This window comes from Microbacterium sp. NPDC055357, from assembly GCF_053644835.1.
Genome location: NZ_JBSHLZ010000001.1, coordinates 291,477 through 309,605 on the forward strand (window position 1 = coordinate 291,477; position 18,129 = coordinate 309,605).

At 70.6% G+C, this 18,129-nt stretch carries 13 protein-coding genes and 1 riboswitch; of the genes, 4 read left to right on the plus strand and 9 right to left on the minus strand.

Annotated features, from left to right (window positions below; genetic code table 11):
- Positions 1 to 111 precede the first annotated feature (111 nt).
- Entirely contained in the window at positions 112 to 2,505 is a 2,394-nt protein-coding gene (locus tag ACWICD_RS01185; protein WP_376128756.1) for a M64 family metallopeptidase, read from the plus strand.
- Between the two features lie 176 nt (positions 2,506 to 2,681).
- Here ACWICD_RS01185 and ACWICD_RS01190 read toward each other — a convergent pair whose 3' ends face one another.
- On the minus strand, positions 2,682 to 3,140 hold the full coding sequence (locus ACWICD_RS01190) for a GNAT family N-acetyltransferase (protein WP_376129151.1): 459 nt from the start codon (positions 3,138 to 3,140) through the stop codon (positions 2,682 to 2,684).
- 163 nt (positions 3,141 to 3,303) lie between these two features.
- On the opposite strand from ACWICD_RS01190, the gene ACWICD_RS01195 reads away from it, so the two are divergent.
- The gene (locus ACWICD_RS01195) at positions 3,304 to 5,520 is read left to right on the plus strand and encodes an NADP-dependent isocitrate dehydrogenase (protein WP_454139028.1); all 2,217 of its coding nucleotides are present in this window, start codon (positions 3,304 to 3,306) and stop codon (positions 5,518 to 5,520) included.
- Between the two features lie 92 nt (positions 5,521 to 5,612).
- On the opposite strand, the gene ACWICD_RS01200 is transcribed toward ACWICD_RS01195, so the two are convergent.
- The 5 genes from ACWICD_RS01200 to nagA form a co-directional block, all read right to left on the minus strand.
- The gene (locus ACWICD_RS01200; RefSeq protein ID WP_376129155.1) at positions 5,613 to 7,097 is read right to left on the minus strand and encodes a L,D-transpeptidase family protein; all 1,485 of its coding nucleotides are present in this window, start codon (positions 7,095 to 7,097) and stop codon (positions 5,613 to 5,615) included.
- A 117-nt stretch (positions 7,098 to 7,214) separates the two neighbouring features.
- The gene (locus ACWICD_RS01205) at positions 7,215 to 8,606 is read right to left on the minus strand and encodes an FAD-binding oxidoreductase (RefSeq protein ID WP_376129157.1); all 1,392 of its coding nucleotides are present in this window, start codon (positions 8,604 to 8,606) and stop codon (positions 7,215 to 7,217) included.
- Positions 8,603 to 8,995 (minus strand): YrdB family protein, encoded by a 393-nt coding sequence (locus ACWICD_RS01210; RefSeq protein ID WP_376129158.1) that lies wholly within the window; start codon positions 8,993 to 8,995, stop codon positions 8,603 to 8,605. The genes ACWICD_RS01205 and ACWICD_RS01210 overlap by 4 nt, the downstream gene beginning before the upstream one ends.
- A 46-nt stretch (positions 8,996 to 9,041) precedes the next feature.
- On the minus strand, positions 9,042 to 10,859 hold the full coding sequence (locus tag ACWICD_RS01215) for a sigma-70 family RNA polymerase sigma factor (RefSeq protein ID WP_376129160.1): 1,818 nt from the start codon (positions 10,857 to 10,859) through the stop codon (positions 9,042 to 9,044).
- Positions 10,860 to 11,244: 385 nt separating this feature from the next.
- Positions 11,245 to 12,411 carry an N-acetylglucosamine-6-phosphate deacetylase gene (nagA, locus tag ACWICD_RS01220; protein ID WP_454139029.1) on the minus strand — a complete coding sequence of 389 codons (1,167 nt, stop codon included), beginning with the start codon at positions 12,409 to 12,411 and terminating at the stop codon, positions 11,245 to 11,247.
- A 121-nt stretch (positions 12,412 to 12,532) separates the two neighbouring features.
- Positions 12,533 to 12,617: riboswitch (ZMP/ZTP riboswitch) on the plus strand.
- Between the two features lie 43 nt (positions 12,618 to 12,660).
- Between nagA and glyA the strand changes: the two genes are divergently transcribed.
- Both glyA and ACWICD_RS01230 read left to right on the plus strand, forming a co-directional pair.
- Positions 12,661 to 13,935, plus strand: coding sequence for a serine hydroxymethyltransferase (gene glyA, locus ACWICD_RS01225; protein ID WP_454139030.1), 1,275 nt, complete (start codon positions 12,661 to 12,663; stop codon positions 13,933 to 13,935).
- A gap of 148 nt (positions 13,936 to 14,083) precedes the next feature.
- Positions 14,084 to 14,965 (plus strand): bifunctional methylenetetrahydrofolate dehydrogenase/methenyltetrahydrofolate cyclohydrolase, encoded by an 882-nt coding sequence (locus tag ACWICD_RS01230; RefSeq protein ID WP_454139031.1) that lies wholly within the window; start codon positions 14,084 to 14,086, stop codon positions 14,963 to 14,965.
- A 587-nt stretch (positions 14,966 to 15,552) separates the two neighbouring features.
- On the opposite strand, the gene ACWICD_RS01235 is transcribed toward ACWICD_RS01230, so the two are convergent.
- The 3 genes from ACWICD_RS01235 to ACWICD_RS01245 are packed head-to-tail and all read right to left on the minus strand — an operon-like array spanning position 15,553 to position 18,125.
- Positions 15,553 to 16,089: a hypothetical protein gene (locus tag ACWICD_RS01235; protein WP_376129168.1), complete on the minus strand. Its 537-nt coding sequence runs from the start codon at positions 16,087 to 16,089 to the stop codon at positions 15,553 to 15,555.
- A gap of 31 nt (positions 16,090 to 16,120) precedes the next feature.
- Positions 16,121 to 17,473: a serine hydrolase domain-containing protein gene (locus ACWICD_RS01240; protein ID WP_376129169.1), complete on the minus strand. Its 1,353-nt coding sequence runs from the start codon at positions 17,471 to 17,473 to the stop codon at positions 16,121 to 16,123.
- Positions 17,457 to 18,125: a TetR/AcrR family transcriptional regulator gene (locus ACWICD_RS01245; protein WP_376129171.1), complete on the minus strand. Its 669-nt coding sequence runs from the start codon at positions 18,123 to 18,125 to the stop codon at positions 17,457 to 17,459. The genes ACWICD_RS01240 and ACWICD_RS01245 overlap by 17 nt, the downstream gene beginning before the upstream one ends.
- Positions 18,126 to 18,129: the final 4 nt, after the last annotated feature.

Here is an 18,129-nt window from a genome sequence, read left to right on the forward strand (position 1 = left end):
ATTCGGCTGGACCTGCTCCCTAGGCTCTCACCCGTGAGTCGACCGCTCCGACGAAGGTGTCATGCCATGGCGCGTGCGGGTCACAGCCCATTCGAGCCGAAAGTGGAGACCATGACCAGTACCCGAACTGCGGTCGCTCCGAGGCGGCGCTGGGGGGCGATGCTCACCGCATCGACCCTGGCGGCGTCCCTCGTGGCCCTCGCACCCCCCGCCGTCGCCCTGGCGGCCGAGTCCGAGGTGGGCTCATCGACCGTCGTGCCCATGCAGATCACCGGTGATGATGCAGAGCGCTTCTCCCTGGTGATCATGGGTGACGGCTACACCGCCGACGAGCAGCAGAAGTTCTACGACGAGGTCGAGGTGCACCTCGAGACGATGTGGAGCATCGAGCCCTTCAAGAGCTACCGCAACCACTTCAACGTCTACGCGATCGGCATCGTCTCGGGCGAGTCGGGCATCAGCTGCGACCGCACCCTCGACGCCCCGCGCCGCAACACGCCGCTCGGCATGTCGTTCTGGGGCGGATGCCGCGCCTCGAGCGTCGAGCGCCTCATCACGATGAACAACTCGGCGGCACAGCGGTACGCCGCGCAGGCGCCGAAGGTCGACCAGATCCTCGCGCTCGCCAACAGCGACACCTACGGCGGCGCGGGCGGCGCCTACGCGACGGCCAGCGGTGGGAACCCGCTGTCGGCGCTCATCTCGCCCCACGAGATCGCCCACTCGCTCGGTGGTCTGCAGGACGAGTACGACTACTACACGCGCGGCATCACGACCGGTGACTACACCGGCCGCGAGCCGAGCTCGGCGCACCACACGCTCCAGACGGCCGAGCAGATGGCCGAGCAGAAGACGAAGTGGTGGCGCTGGCTCGGCGAGGAGAGCGAGTCGGGTGGCATCATCGACGTCTACGAGGGCGGCATGTACTACTCGACGGGCATCTACCGTCCCAGCCAGCACTCGATGATGAAGTCGCTGGGCTACCAGATGGACCAGGTCAGCCGCGAGATCATGACCGAGAAGGTCGCCGGCCGCGCGCCGCTCGTGCCCGCGTCCACCTCCACCGACGCCGCCGTCGCGCCCAACCAGGTGCTGTATGTCGAGACGTCGCACCCGGTCTACCACGAGAACGACGTCACCTGGGCGGTCAACGGCGAAGCGGTCGACAACCCCGCGAACCTGCGCACGCTCGACCTCGGCAAGCTCGGCGTGAAGGCCGGCGACACCGTGACGGCGACCGTCGTCGACAACACCGAGTTCATCCGCGACCCCGCGATCCGCGCCAAGTCGTCGATGACGCAGACGCGCACCTGGACCGTGGGCTCGGGCACCGCCAACGGCGGCACGGTCCGCCCCGGCATCACCGAGGCGTTCCCGACGTTCAAGCCCGCCGGTGCGGACGACATCCTGTATGTCAACACGACGCACCGCACCGACCGCGCGTTCGACATCACGTGGCGCGTCGACGGCGAGGTCGTCGCGACGCCCGCCGGCAAGAACACGTTCGACCTGGGCGCGCTCAACCTGAGCGGTGCGCACGAGGTCTCGGCGACCGTCTCCGACCCGGGCAACTCCGGTGCCGGACGCGTCGTGCAGGAGTGGGACGTCGACGCATCGGGCCCGACGGTCGAGGCGACCGTGACGGCTCCGATCTCGACCACGACCGGCGCCAACGGCGAGCCGCACTACATCGTGAACGAGTCGTTCGGGATGAAGCTCGTCGCGACCGACGACCGCGAGGGTGCGCTCATCTCGGAGTTCCGCCTGAACGGCGACGGCTGGCACAACTACTACGGTTCGCCGACCAACCCCGAGGACCCGTTCGTCTTCACGCCCACCGGCACGAACGTCGACGACCTCATCTACGGCAGCCTCGGTTCGGCCGGCATGTCGCACTCGCCGTTCCAGGAGACCGAGCCGGGCTACGGCACGCACCGTGTCGAGTACCGCGCGACGGACGCGTCGGGCAACATCGGCCCCGTGAAGGCGTTCACCGTCACGGTTCTCGGTGGCGATGACGCCGACAACCGTCAGGTCATCACGACCGAGGTCACCGGCGGCGCCCTGTCGCTCGCGATCGCGAGCGACGAGCCCGTCGTGCTCGACGGTGTCGCGCTGAACGGTGCGGACCAGACGGCGACGGGTGCTCTGCACGACGTCGCAGTCCGCGACTCGCGCGGTACCGCTGCGGGCTGGGACCTGACCGGCGAGGTCTCGGACTTCACGAGCGGCTCCGGCCTCATCGTGGCGGAGAACCTCGGCTGGGCGCCGCGCGCGGAGGCCGTCGAAGGCGACCTGCCGCAGGCCCCCGGCCAGTCGAGCAAGGTCACGCCCGGAAACGTCGCCGTCCCCGGTTCGGGCATCGGCGTTCCCTCCACGCTCTGCGAGTCGCCCGCGGGCAACAGTGCAGGTGCGTTCGTCTGTGGCGCCGACCTCACCCTCGGCGTCCCCGGGTCGACGCGTGCCGGCACCTACGCCGGTGTGCTGACGCTCACGCTCATCTGAGCGGATCCCCCCAACGGACGGGCCCCGGAGCACATGCTCCGGGGCCCGTCCTCGTCTTATATGCGCGGACGTCGGGGCACGCCGAGGCGGGCGGATGCGGCCGGGTGCCGGCATCCGAAAGGGTCCTCGAAAGGCGCGCGGACGACGACCGTCTCGCGAAGCGGGGGATGCCGGGTCTAGAGGCCGAACTCGGCGATGACCTCGCCGTACTCCGTCTCGCCCACGGGCGTGAAGCCGACGCGGCGGAAGAACGCCTCGGGGCCGCCCTCGCCGGCTTCGTAGATCACCGTGACGCGGCCCATGCCGCGGGAGCGCGCCTCTTCGAGGAGCTGCTCGACGGCGAACCGGCCGACGCCGCGGCCCTGGTCATCGGCGTCGACGTTGATGCGCCACAGGATCGACTGGAAGTGCTCGATGGGCGCCTCGGGGTCGAAGCTCGCGCTGACGAAGCCGACGACCTCGTCGTCGTCGCCGTCGAGGACGACGCGCTGCCACGTCGTCTGCGGATTCACGACGGTCGCTGCGATCCCGTAGCTCACCGGCGCGAGGAACTGCTCCTGGCCGGGCTTGAGGGACATGTTGTTGACGGCGACGATCGTCGCCGCTGACAGTTCGACCAATCGCAGATCACCCATAGACGACAGGCTAACCGCATTCTCGGTCGCGGGTCACGCATCCGTCGTCACATCCGTGCGAAGACGGCGCAGACTATCTTGATATCGAGATATCTCGATGGTTTGAGGTAGCCTGGAATCTTGACTGAAGACCTGAATCCCGACTGAACGAAAGACGTGACCGGTGACAGATTCGACCATCATCTACACCTACACCGACGAGGCTCCGGCGCTCGCGACGGCATCGTTCCTGCCGATCGTCAAGGCCGTCACCGGCCGGGCGGGCGTCGACGTCGAAACGCGCGACATCTCTCTGGCAGGCCGTGTCCTGGCGGCGTTCCCGCAGGCGCTCGCGCCCGAGCAGCAGGTCGGTGACGCCCTGGCCGAGCTCGGTGGCCTCGCGACGCTGCCCGAGGCCAACATCATCAAGCTTCCGAACATCTCGGCGTCCATCCCGCAGCTGAAGGCCGCGATCGCCGAGCTCCAGGCCCAGGGCTACGACGTCCCCGATTACCCCGACGAGGCCACGACGCTCGAAGAGAAGGACGTCCGCGCGCGGTACGACCGCATCAAGGGCTCGGCGGTGAACCCCGTGCTTCGCGAGGGCAACAGCGACCGTCGTGCGCCGCTGTCGGTGAAGAACTACGCGCGCAAGCACCCGCACCGCAACAAGCCGTTCGCCGAGGGATCCAAGACGCGCGTCGCGACGCTCGGCCACGACGACTTCAAGGCGAACGAGACGTCGGTGCTCATCGAGGCCGACGATGTGCTGTCGATCCAGCACGTCGCCGCCGACGGCAGCGTGACCCCGCTCAAGACCGGCCTGAAGGTGCTCCCCGGCGAGATCGTCGACGCGACCTTCCTGTCGGCCAAGGCGCTCGACGCCTTCCTCGCCGAGACGCTCGAGACGGCCAAGGCCGACGACGTGCTCTACTCGGTGCACCTGAAGGCCACGATGATGAAGGTCAGCGACCCGATCATCTTCGGCCACGTCGTGAAGGCCTACTTCGACGACGTCTTCGAGCGCTACGGTGCCGAGCTCGCCCAGGCGGGGTTGAGTCCGAACGACGGCCTCGGTGCGATCCTGGCGGGTCTGCCGGCGCTCGAGCGCGGCGAGGAGATCGCCGCCGCCGTCAAGGCCGACCTCGAGAACGGCCCCCGGCTGTCCTACGTCAACTCCGACAAGGGCATCACGAACCTGCACGTGCCCTCCGACGTCATCGTCGACGCGTCGATGCCGGCGCTCGTGCGCAACGGAGGAAAGCTGTGGGGCGCCGACGGCGGCGAGGCGGACACGCTCGCGGTCATCCCCGACTCGTCCTACGCGGGGGTCTACCAGACCGTCATCGAAGACGTCATCGCGCGCGGCCCGCTCGACCCCGCGACGATCGGCACGGTGCCCAACGTCGGTCTCATGGCCCAGGCGGCCGAGGAGTACGGCAGCCACGACAAGACGTTCGAGATCGAGGCGCCCGGCGTGGTCCAGGTGCTCAGCGGCACCGGCGAGGTGCTGCTCTCGCACGAGGTCGAGGCGGGCGACATCTGGCGCGCGACGCAGACGAAGGACATCGCGATCCGCGACTGGGTCAAGCTCGCCGTCACGCGCGCGCGGGCGACCGGCTCGCCGGCCGTGTTCTGGCTCGATGAGAACCGCGCACACGACGCCGCGCTCATCGAGAAGGTGAAGACCTACCTCGCCGATCACGACACGACGGGCCTCACGATCGAGGTCCTCGCGCCCGCCGAGGCGACCCGGTATTCGCTGGACCGGCTGCGCAAGGGCGAGGACACCATCTCGGTGACCGGCAACGTGCTGCGCGACTACCTCACCGACCTCTTCCCGATCCTGGAGGTCGGCACGAGCGCCAAGATGCTCTCGATCGTGCCGCTCCTCGCGGGCGGCGGCCTCTTCGAGACCGGTGCCGGCGGATCGGCGCCCAAGCACGTGCAGCAGCTGCTGGCCGAGAACTACCTGCGCTGGGATTCGCTGGGCGAGTTCTTCGCTCTCGCGGCCTCGCTCGAGCACCTCGCGACCGTGACGGGCAACGTCAAGGCGCAGGTCCTCGCCGATACGCTCGACGCCGCGACGGGGACCTTCCTCGAGAACGACAAGTCGCCGGGCCGTGCGCTCGGCACGACCGACAACCGGGGCAGCCACTTCTACCTCGCGCTGTACTGGGCACAGGAGCTCGCGAACCAGCAGGCGGACCCTGAGCTCGCCGCGGCCTTCGCACCCGTCGCCGACGCACTCGCGTCGGCCGAAGACGATATCGTCGCGGAGCTGCTCGCCGTGCAGGGCGCGCCCGCCGAGATCGGCGGCTACTACCGCCCCGACACCGAGCTCGTGACCGCCATCATGCGGCCGTCTGCGACGCTCAACGCGATCATCGACGGGATCTGACCCGCCCGATCACGAAGGCCCTGTCCGCTCAGCGGGCAGGGCCTTCGTCGTTCACACCGGATGCCGCGTGGCAGGGGCGTATGCGGGGGCGGTCAGGCGCGGACCTGCACCTCGGTGCCCACGGGCGCCCAGTCGAAGAGGAACTTGGCAGCGCCGACGGGCATGTTCACGCAGCCGCTGCTGATGTGCGCGGCACCGAAGCTGTTGTGCCAGTAGGCGCCGTGGAACGCCTGGTCGCCGTTGAAGTACGCCACCCACGGAACGTTCTCGGTGCAGTACGGCGCTCCGGGGAAGCATCCCATGTCCTGGATATTGCGCTTCCAGTTGATGCGGAACGACCCGGTGAACGTCGGCGTCGAGGACTTGCCGGCCGAGATGGGATACGAGTTGACGAGGTTGCCGTTCTCGTAGAGGTAGGTGCGCAGATCGCCGAGATCGACCACGACGTTGCGGGCGAGTGTCGTCGTCGCGAACGGCACCTCGGTGACCGGCAGGGCGAATGCGGCTTCGCCGGCCGCGAGCTGCTCGGCGTACGCCGCCGCGATGCCGGACGTATCGCCCAGTTCGCGGCCCACGACGCCCGTGGCCAGCTCATTGAGCACGCCGCCCCCCGAATCGGTGACGACCGTCGCGTTCGCCGCCTCGCGGTTGACCGCGGCGGGGAGCGTATCGACGACGGCCTGGATGGCGGCCTCGTCGACACCGACCTCGAACGTGCCGCGCGGCCCCGGAGTCACGGTGAGCCATGAGGCGACCTGCTCGCGGGTGATCGGCACGGTGCGCTCGTCGCCGATGTAGAAGCCGGCCGTGTCGAGGACGCCGTTGAGCTTGACGGCGGCGGATTCGGCGACGAACGTCGGGGTGCCGGCGACGACGGGGGCGGCGACCGGGTCGAATGCGACCGTCGTCTCACCCTCGGCGAACGCGGCGTTGAGGCTCGCGCCGAGCTCGACGAGGTCGACGCCGGTGCCCTCGACGGCGGGAGTCGTGATGAAGCTGACGCTCTCGGCGTCATAGGCGAGTGTCGCGTCGACCGGGTCGACGTAGAGGTCGGGTGCCGCAGCGCGCAGCGCAGCCGTCGCGATCTCGGGGTCGATGCTGATCGACGCCTCGATCGGTTCGGGGAACCACTGCGTGACGTTCCACATCGGGCTCGCCGCGAACGCCGTGTCGGCGAGAGCGCGGGCCTCGACCGTGGCGCCCAGATCCAGTGCGTTGACCGCGACGTCGCCGCCGGCCCCGGTCAGGACCACGTCGGTCTCGGCCAGTCGTTCGTTGATGGCATCCGTCGCCGCGCCCGATGTGAGCAGTCCGACGGGCACACCCGCGACGGAGGTGCCCGGGGCGATGAGCACGAGCGACGTCGCGACGAGGGCGACCGCGAGGGTGCCGGCTCCGGCGCCGATCCAGATGCCCGTGTGCTTCTTCTTGGGCGCGGGGTCGCGCGGAGCCCACTCGGGCTGGTCGGAGGCATCGGCGCGCGGAATCGCCGCGGTCGTCGACTCAGCTGGATCGACGGACGTGCCGTCGGCGCTGGTCGGCTCTTCGGCTCCAGGCTTGATCGCGAGATCCGTCACGCAGAAACCCCCCGGCTTGAACGGATATATCCCCCTATCGTATCCGAGCGTGTCAGGCGCGCGGGGCGCGGTCCGATCGCCACGACGTTAACGTTTCGGTAAACGCCCGTGGACGGCTCAGCTGTCGAACACCTTTCCGGGGTTGAGGATGCCGTGCGGATCGAACACGCGGGCGATCTCGCGCTGCAGCTGCCACTGGTCATCGCCGAGTTCGTCGGCGAGCCAGCGGCGCTTGAGCACCCCCACCCCGTGTTCGCCGGTCAGCGTGCCCCCGAGCCGCAGAGCCGCGCGGAACAGGTCGTCGGCGGCATCCCAGATAGAGGGCGGGGCTTCGACGATGCCGTGTTCGTCGGGTCGGCCGTCGAACACGAAGTTCGGGTGCAGGTTGCCGTCGCCCGCGTGGGCGACCGTCGGGATCGAGACGCCGTGCTCGCGCTCGACACGGGCGATCTCGTCGAACATCGCCGGCATGGCGCTGCGCGGAACCGCGATGTCCTCGATGAGCGTCGTGCCCAGCGTCTCCATGGCGGGGTGCATCGAGCGGCGGATCGCGAGCAGCCGCTCGCCCTCTTCGGGGTCGCGGGAGACCACGACGGCTCCGCCCGCGGCGCGCAGTACGTCGGCGATGGCGGCGGCTTCATCGCCGCTCGCGGGTCCGTCGGTCTGGATCGTCAGCTGCGCGGCGCCGGGGGTCGGCGCGGCGAGGGCCAGCAGCGCGTGGACGGCGGCGAGGGATGCGGCATCCATCAGCTCCATGATCGAAGGCTGCAGTCCCGCGGCCGTCACGGCGGACGACGCCGTCGCGGCGGCGCGCACGTCGGGGAAGGTCGCGGCGATCGTGCGCACCTCGCCGGGCACGAGACGGCGCAGCTTGAGCGTCGCACCGACGATGACGCCGAGCGTGCCCTCGGACCCGATCATGAGCGAGGTCAGGTCGAGGCCCGTGACGCCCTTGACGGTGCGTCGTCCGAGCCGCAGGAAGCGCCCATCGGCGAGGACGACGTCGACACCGAGGACCGCATCGCGCACGACGCCGTACTTCGCGCAGAGAAGCCCGCCCGCGCCGGTGGCGATGTTGCCGCCGACCGTCGAGATCGCGCGGCTCGCCGGATCCGGTGCCCACCACAGTCCCTCGACGGCGAGGGCGTCGTTGAGGTCGGCGTTGAGGATGCCCGGCTCGACGACGGCGACGAGGTCGTCGGGGCGCACTTCGAGGATGCGTCCCATGCCGCGCACGGACAGCGCGATCTCACCGTCGCCCGTGTTCGCGGCGCCCGCGAGTCCCGTGCCGGCCCCGCGCGTCACGACGGGCGTGCCCGTCGCGTTCGCGATCCGCATGGTCTGCTGCACATCGTCGACGCTGCGCGCGTGGACGACCGCGAGGGGCGTTCCGGATGCCACGTGGCCGGACTTGTCGGCGCGCGCGGCTTCGCGCGCGGCATCCGTCGTGTCGACTCGATCGCCGAGCACCGCGCGCAACTGCGCGAGCACACCGGCGCGGTCGGTCACGCCAAGCGCCGCCGGCCCGCGAAGACGCCCACCGTGACGGCGACGACGCCGAAGGCGAGGCCGACCCAGGCCATGTCCATGCTCCACCAGGCGATCGTCGCGGCGACATAGACGAGCAGTTCGACGACGGCGCGCACGAAGGGATGCACGGCGAAGACGGCGCGCGGTGAGACGAACAACGCCCAGACGAGGATCGCGAGGGCGGGGGCGCCGATGCCGGCGACGATGTTCCACGGGAAGGGCCACGCGACGAAGCCCCAGAACGCGAGCGAGCCGAACGCGAGGATCTGGCAGAGGAACGCGAGCACGTCGATTCCGGAGAGCGGGGTGCGCATTCCGGCCGCCGGTGCGGCGGGCGTCTGAGGCGTCACGTACGGGGTCTCGGCCATGGGCTCCAGTCTACGCTCGGGTGTCCTCCGCGCTGTCTTCGCCGGGTCAGAGCCCGTCGCCGAGCGACACGAGATCCTGCACGTTGTACGACTGCACGAGGCCGGTCTGATCTCCCGCGATGTACTGGAGCTGGAGCCGTGCACCGATGAGCAGGTCGAGGACCGTCGGGCGGAGGATCATGGGCGCGGCGCCGGCCCCGTCGAGGGTCAGGATGCCGCGATCCGCACCGCTGTAGGTGACGTGCACCTGCGTGCCCGGGTCTCCTGTGACGTCGAACCCGATCGTCAGACGCGTGCCCTCGAACCACGTCGAGACGTCGTCGATCGCGGGTGTTCCCTCGGGAAGGACGGGCTCGGGCGGGTCGGTCGGCTCGGGATCGGGCGTGGGATCGGGATCGGGCGTGGGCTCGGGATCCGGCGTCGGGGTCGGTTCGGGATCCGGGGTCGGGGTGGGGTCGGGATCCGGCGCCGGTGTCGGCGTGGGCGTCGCGGGGTCCGCGGCGGGCGGCGTCGGAGCCGGGACGGGCGGAGCGCTCGGACGCGGTGCCGTCTCGCGCGGATCCGGCGACGGCACGGTCGCGGCGGGCGGTGTCGGCTCGGTGAGCGGCGCGGACGGAGTGGGGGCGGGCGTGGAGATCACGAGGGGCTCGTCGGTGTCGACGGGTGCTTCGGCGACGGTCTCCACGATCGCATTCTGCGCCGAGACGGGCGACGAGGTGAGGGCGGGCACGATGACGGCTGCCGTCACGACCGACCCTGCGACGAGCAGGCTCGCGGCGGCGATCCCCGTGATCGCGCCGATGCCGGACAGGGCGCCGCCCGTGACCGTCGCGCCGGCGACTCCCGCTGCCGCGCCACCCGAGGTCACTGCCGCCGTCGTCGACGCCGAGCCGCCGAGCGAAGCTGCCGAGCTCGCCGGCCCGACGGGCACGAGCAGGGACTGCGCCCCGCCGCTGCCGGCGGCCGATCCCGCGGGGGCGAGGGTCGCGGCACCCGAGCCGCCGATCGTCACGGCTCCTTCGACGACGGTGGAGGGCATGGCGGCGAGGGCGACGAGAGGTGCACCGCCGCCCTGCAGCGAGGCGAGGTATCCGGCCGCACCCGCGGTGCCGATCGTGAGCGGCAGCAGGACGAGCGCCAGGCGACTGCCCACCTCTTTCGCCTCGCTCGCGACGATCGTGCAGCGCGTGCACTCCGCCAGGTGCGACTCGAGCTTGCCGTGGTCGCGGCGCCCCAGATTGCTGCGGGCGTACGCGCCGAGACGCTCGATCGTCCACTGGCAGGGGGAGCCGTCGGTGACCGAGCGCAGGTGAGCTTGGATCCAGGCTTCGCGCAGGCCTTCGCGCGCACGGAACGTCAGCTGTGCGACGGCGGTCGCCTTCAACCCGAGCAGCGGCGCGATCTCGGCGGGTTTCATGCCCTCGATCTCGGAGTACCAGAGCACCTCCTGCCAGCGCGTCGGCAGGCTCCGGAATGCCTGGTGCGTGAGCCCGCGATCGAGGGCCTCATCCGTCGCCTGCTCGGTCGTCGCCGGATCCTCGACCGTGTCGAGGACGTCGACGGCGGTGTCCTTGCGGGCGCGTCCCCAACCGGCCGCCGTGTTGCGGATGCTCGTGAACAGGTAGGCGCGGAACGAGCCGGTCGGTCCGCCGCCCTTCTGGATCGACTGATAGATCCGCGTGTAGGCCTCTTGCACGAGGTCGTCGGCATCGAGCGACGACGAGACCGAACGCGCGACCGTCACACCGGACCGGTAGTGGCGCCGCCACAGCTCGCCGAACGCGGACGCATCGCCCGAGCGTGCGCGCAGCACGAGGTCGGCGTCGCCGAGCTCGGTGGCGCCGGGCGTGTCGTTCATCGTCATGCGGACTCCACGTGGCTGAGGGAAGGTCGAGCACCTTCCACTCATGAGACGCGCGAAGACGGGAATCATCACGCGACTTTCCCATTCTGCTCGCCCTACGGCCGTTTGTCTCCTGTTCTCCGGCCGCCGGATGAGCCTTCTGACGGGTGCGGAGAAGAATTTCCCGGAACCCGCGTAATAGATCGGCATGACCCCCGTCTCATGGTGTGAGAGACATTGCCCGCACTCCCGTCGGGGGGCAGGAGCCGGGCACGGCGCGATGGGCGAACCGTCCGGAGCAGCCGGAGGCGGACTCGGAGAACCGCTCGGGGGAGGGGTTCCGAGTCCGCCGGATGTCTCGCCAGGGGGAGTCGCGGCCGCTGCACATGGGGATGCAGCGGCCGCCTCATTCCTCGGTCTCGACGCGCTGGCCGCCGAGCCACACGCCACGGACCTCGAAGTCGCCCGTGAGCAGCACGGCATCGGCGAGCCGGTCGGGTTCGAGCGCACCGAGGTCGTCGCGGCCGAGCACGCGTGCGGGTGTCGTGGTGAGAGCCGCGACGGCGTCTCCGAGGCGCACGCCCGCGGCGACCGTGCGCCGCAAGGCGGCATCCTGGGTGAGCGTCGAACCCGCGATCGCTCCGCCGCGGGTGAGCCGGGCCGCGCCGCCGACGACGTCGACGGCGAGAGAGCCGATCTCGTAGCGCCCATCGGGCTGCCCTGCCGCCGCCATGGCGTCCGTCACGAGAGCGATGCGCCCCGGCGCCGCGGCGAACGCGATGCGCACGACCTCGGCATGCACGTGCAGGCCGTCGACGACCAGCTCGAGGGTCACGCGGGGATCGAGGGTCGCGGCGCCGACCGGACCGGGCGCGCGGTGGTGCAGGCCCGGCATCGCGTTGAAGGCGTGGGTGAGGAGCGTCGCCCCCGCGGCGAAGGCCGCTGCGGTGCGATCGAGATCGGCGCCCGTGTGCCCGACGGCGGCCACGGCGCCCGCGGCGACGACGGCGCGCACGGCGTCGAGACCGCCCGGCAGCTCGGGGGCGAGCGTCACCTGGCGCACCGTGCCGCGCCCCGCATCGAGCAGGCGCGCGACCGAGTCCGCATCGGGATGCCGCAGCTGCGCCCCGTCGTGCGCGCCCTTGTGGTCGGGGGCGAGGAACGGCCCCTCGAGGTGCGCACCCAGCACGGTCGGCTCCGAGCCGGTCAGGTCGGCGACGACGGCCGCCCGCTCGGCGATCCGATCGAGCGGAGCCGTCACGAGCGAGACGACGGCGCGCGTCGTGCCGTGGCCGAGATGGAACCGGCGTGCGGCACGGATCGCCTCGGGCCCGTCCTCGTGCGCGGCGCCCCCGCCGCCGTGCGTGTGCAGATCGATGAAGCCGGGCGTGAGCACGGCACCCGGACCCGCGACCTCGGTCGCATCGACGACGTCGTCTCGCGGACCGGCGAGCGGCTGCCACGTGTCGCCCGTTCCGACGCCCGAGACGCGGTCACCGGTGAACGTGACCCAGGCGTCCTCGAGGATGACGCCGCCGTCGACGAGGCGGGCCGAATGGATGACGGTCGTCACGGGTGCGCCCTCCCGCCGGCTCTCGGCGCGGCGGCCGATGCCGGGGCGCGGTCGAGGCGAAGCGTGTTCACGGTCGCGACCTTACCTGCGTCGGGGTGCCGGGCGGCGGCATCCGTTATGCTCGGAGCGTCGCGACTGGCGTTGAGGTGGGTCACCACCGGGGAGCGGCTGACGACGGCATTCGACCGCACGCCTGGGCCGATGTGTGACCTTTCGAACCCTCCGATTGCCGCAGTCAAGGAGACCGTCATGACCGACCAGTTCTTCAACGCCCCGCTCGCCGAGGTCGATCCCGAGATCGCGCAGGTGCTCGAGCGCGAACTCGAGCGACAGCGCGGGTACCTCGAGATGATCGCATCCGAGAACTTCGTTCCCGTCTCGGTGCTCCAGTCGCAGGGGTCCGTGCTCACCAACAAGTACGCCGAGGGGTACCCCGGCCGGCGCTACTACGGCGGATGCGAAGAGGTCGACGTCGCCGAAGAGCTCGCGATCCAGCGGGCGAAGGAGCTGTTCGGCTCGGAGTTCGCCAACGTCCAGCCGCACTCGGGCGCGTCGGCGAACGCCGCCGTGCTGCACGCGATCGCGCGCCCCGGCGACACGCTGCTCGGGCTGTCGCTCGATCACGGCGGTCATCTGACGCACGGGATGAAGATCAACTTCTCGGGCCGGCTCTACAACATCGTCGCGTACGGCGTCGACCCCGAGACGTCCGTCGTCGACATGGACGAGGTGCGCCGTCTCGCCCTCGAGCACAAGCCCAAGGTCATCATCGCGGGCTGGTCCGCCTACCCCCGCCAGCTCGACTTCGCCGCGTTCCGCGCGATCGCCGACGAGGTCGGGGCGCTCCTGTGGGTCGACATGGCGCACTTCGCGGGGCTCGTCGCGGCGGGCCTTCACCCGAACCCCGTGCCGCACGCGCACGTCGTCTCGTCGACCGTGCACAAGACGATCGGCGGTCCGCGCTCGGGCTTCATCCTCACGAACGACGCCGACATCGCGAAGAAGATCAACTCGGCGGTCTTCCCCGGTCAGCAGGGCGGTCCGCTCATGCACGTCATCGCCGCGAAGGCGACGGCGTTCAAGCTCGCCCGCACCCCCGAGTTCGCCGAGCGTCAGGAGCGCGTGCTGCGCGGGGCCGCGATCCTCGCCGACCGGCTTATGCAGAAGGATGTCGCCGATGCCGGCATCACGCTGCGCTCGGACGGCACCGACGTGCACCTCGTCCTCGTCGACCTGCGCGACGCCGCGATCGACGGCAAGCAGGCCGAAGACCTGCTCCACGACATCCACATCACGGTGAACCGCAACGCCGTCCCGAACGACCCGCGCCCGCCGATGGTGACGTCGGGTCTGCGCATCGGCACGCCCGCGCTCGCGACGCGCGGGTTCGGCGATGCGGAGTTCACCGAGGTCGCCGACATCATCGCGCTCGCGCTGCTGCCGGACGCCGACACCGAGGCGCTGCGCGCCCGCGTCGCCGCACTCACGGCCGCGTTCCCGCTCTACCCCGACCTGCAGCAGTAGCCCGGAGCCGCCCCGCGCCGCGCCTTTCGCCGAACCGTACCCTTTCCGTCGAGGCAGACGTCGAGGGCGTCGGGTTCGCCGCGAAAGGTACGGTTCGAGGCGATCCTCGGAGCGGGCGAGCCGAATTCGACCTGATGGAGACGCAGAAGTGACCGCGAACACACTCGACGGGAAGGCCGCGGCGGCGGCGATCAAGGACGAGCTGAAGGGCCGCGTCAACGCGTTGCGCGAGCGCGGCGTCGTGCCCGGCATCGCGACCGTGCTCGTCGGCGCCGACCCCGCGTCGCAGCTGTATGTCGGCATGAAGCACCGTCAGTCCGAGGCGATCGGCATGAACTCGATCCAGATCGAGCTTCCCGCCGACGCGTCGCAGGCCGACGTCGAAGCCGTCATCGACGACCTCAATGCGGATGCCGCGTGCCACGGCTACATCGTGCAGCTGCCGCTGCCGAAGCACATCGACACCGACGCGATCCTCGAGCGGATCGACCCCGCGAAGGACGCCGACGGACTGCACCCGACCAACCTCGGGCGCCTCGTCTTGAACGTCAACAAGCCCATCACGACCCCCCTGCCGTGCACGCCCCGCGGCGTCATCGAGCTGCTGCTGCGCAACGACTACGACCTGAACGGCAAGCACGTCGTCGTCGTCGGACGCGGCGTCACGATCGGCCGTTCGATCGGCCTGCTGCTGACGCGCCGGGACATCAACGCGACCGTGACCCTGACCCACACCGGCACGACCGACCTCGACCGCCACCTGCGCGAGGCCGACGTCATCGTCGCGGCAGCAGGCGTCAAGCACATCGTGCGGCCCGAGCACGTCAGGCCCGGGGCCGCCGTGCTCGATGTCGGCGTGACGCGGGAGACCGACCCCGAGACGGGCAAGAGCACGGTCCACGGCGATGTGCATCCCGATGTCGCCGAGGTCGCCGGCTACCTCTCGCCCAACCCCGGGGGCGTGGGGCCCATGACGGTCGCCCTGCTCATGACGAACGTCGTCGAGGCCGCCGAACGCTCCCTGGCCTGACCGCACGGCGGGCGGGTCGCGAAGTTCGGAGCTTCGCGCGAAGTTCGGACTTTCGCGCGGAGTCCGGATGGGATGGCCGCGCGAGTCCGAGCTTCGCGCCGACCTCCGAGGTCGAGATGCGCAACCGTGCGCGTCAGGCGTCGCGCGTCACGCGAAGTTCGGAGATTGGCGCGGGGTTCGGAGGTTCGCGCGGGGTTCGGAGGCTCGCGCGGGGTTCGGGCTGGACGGGCTTGCGGGTCCGAGCTTGGCACGGTTCTCCGAGGTCGACACGAGCGGATGCCGCCACCCGCCGCCCGCGACGCGGTTCTCCGGGGCTGGGATGTGGAGTCGGGTGGGGGCTTCGCGAAGTTCGGAGGTTCGCGCGGGGTTCGGAGGCTCGCGCGGGGTTCGGGCTGGACGGGCTTGCGGGTCCGAGCTTGGCGCGGTTCTCCGAGGTCGACACGAGCGGATGCCGCCACCCGCCGCCCACGGCGCGAGAGCAGACCAGCGGATGCCGCACCCCGTGGCCGCCACCAGCCGCCCACGGCGCGAGAGTAGTCCAGTGGATGCCGCCACCCTGTGGCCGCACCCCGCGGCGCCGCGGCGATTCAGAGCCCGTCGAGCATCTTCCGCTGCTCGTCGGTGAGGCCGTCGTTCAGTTCGCGGCGGCCTGCCGCCGAGGCGGGCGTTTCGGGGGTCGCGTCCGCTGACCGGACCCGACCCCCGGTCGCACGGTCGTAGAGAGCCCCCGCGCGCGCCTCGATCTTGTCGTCGACGGCGTCGTAGATGACCCAGGCGAGCAGCAGGGCGAGGGGCGGGATGACCCAGCCCCAGAACCAGCCCGACACGTTGACGCCCGAGAGGACGACGACGAGGATCCACACGATGAGCTCGACGACGAACACGAGCCCGAACTGCACGAGCTTCTCGCCGAGCCGCGTGCGCTGACCGGCCGACTTCGCCGCGGCGCCGCGGAACATCCGACCGACGAGGGGTTTGAGCCAGATCGTCGCGGCCGTCAGCACGACGCCCGCCCACAGGGCCGCCCACCCGACGCGCACCGAGGACAGCAGCATGCCGACGATGAGCAGCACGACGACGTTGAACACGTAGAGCGACACGAAACGCACGAGCCAGGCCTTCATGGCCCCAGCGTGGCATGTCGAGTCGTCGTTGTCAGCGCACCTCGGGCTGCGCGCGTCCCGCGAAGTGCAGGCAGCGTGTGCCGTCGGAGAGCGAGAACGGCACGATAGGCATGAAGGCGCCGAGGGCGTCGGTCAGGAAGGTGCCGTCGGCCGCCTGCCGGATCGTGCCCGAGAAGCTGTCGCGCCCGAGGCTCTCCGCCGCGAGCCCGCCGATGTCGATCTGCACCGCGGGGGCGCCCGATGGGGCATCCGACACGGCGATGCGCATGTTGACCCGCTCGTAGACACCTGCCCATTCGCTCACATCAGCCGCGCCGGTGCTCGGCTCGAGCGGTGCCGGAGGGCGGATGCCGCAGATCTCCTCGATCGCCGTGGCGGTCAGCGACTCCATCGCGGCGCCGAGGCCCGGACCGTTTCCGAGCACGACGACGGCGGTGCCGTGGTCGGGCAGGATCCGCAGCGACGCGCCCTGTCCGACCGTGCCACCGTCGTGGCCAGTGATCCGGGTGCCGTCCCACGTGCGCAGCATGAACCCGAGCCCCCAGTCGTCGGCGAGCGACGGGTCCGGCACGCGCACCGCGGGCGCGAACGCCGCCGCGACAGCGCTCTCGGACAACAGCCGCCCGCCGCCCGGTCCCGTGCCGCCGTCGAGGTAGAGGCGCGCGAACGCGAGCACGTCGGCCGCGGATGCAGCGAGGCCTCCGGCCGAGCCCATGGTCCGCGGTGTCGCGACCAGGGGAGCCAGCTCGAGGCCGTCGGCACCCGGAACGTGGCCGAACGCCGCTCGATGCCGCAGCGCCTCTTCGGGCAGCGTGCACGAGTGCGTCATCCCCAGAGGGCGCAGCAGTCGTTGGGCGAGTGCCTCGTCGTACGTGAGGCCGGTCACCCTCTCGATGAGTCGGCCCGCGATCGCGAACCCGGTGTTGCTGTACGACCAGGCCGCGCCCGGCGCGAAGACCTGGGCGAGTTCGCCGCAGGTGGCGACGTAGCGCTCGAGCACGTCTTCGCCGCGTCCGAGGTCGAGGAAGTGATCGCCGTCGATGCCGCTCGTATGCGTGAGCAGGTGTCGGGCGGTCACCGCTTCTCGCGCGGCGGCATCGCCCCAGGCGAGCTCGGGCATGACCGACACGAGCGGTGCGTCGAGGTCCAGCAGGCCGTCGTCGGCGAGCATCAGCAGCAGCGTCGCCGTGTACGCCTTCGTGACCGAGCCGATCTGGAAGACCGAGTCGGGCGTCGCGTCGACGGCGGTCGCGAGGTTGAGCACCCCGGAGGCGAACGTGTGCACCTCGCCGTCGCTCAGGATGCCGAGCGACAGGCCGGGCAAGGAATCGGGGGAGGCGAGATCGTCGAGCCTGGCCTGCCAGGCGTCACGGTCGATGGTCATCGGGGGAGTCCTTTCTCGGTGGGGCAGGGGAATCGTCGGGCACCCCCAGCAGTCGGCGCAGTGTCGCTGCCAGCAGGCCCCCGACGTCGGTGTGCAGGTCGACGAGGTATTCGATCGTGAGTCCTCGGATGAGGCTCGTGACGACGGCGGCGAGATCGTCGGCCGCGAGGGGCGGCGTCACGCCGATCAGGCGACACTGCTCGGCAAGCAGCTCGGCCAGAGCGCTGCGACCCGCCCGCTGGGCCTGCATCACCCGGACGCTGAGCGCCGGATCGGTGGACGCGAAGGCGGTGAACTCGACCTCGGCCGACAGCCATTCGCGCGTCTGCGATGCTTCCGCCGCGAGCCAGCGCGCCAGCAGGTCCACGCGCTGTGCGGCCGTCGCGGTGGCGGGTGCGACGAAAGACGAGCGGTCCTGCTGCCTGTCGAACCGCTCGTCCACGAGCGCGAGGAAGAGCTCGCCCTTGTTCGCGAAGTTCGAGTAGACCGCTCCTCGCGTGTAGCCGGCCTTCGCCGCGACATCCTCTATGGCCACACGGGTGAACCCGCGTGCCAGAAACAGGCGCCGTGCCGCTTCGAGTATTCGTGCGCGAGTCACATCGCGGGGATCTCTTGCCAAGGTTTGCCTCCTCGATACAGACTGTATCGACATGATC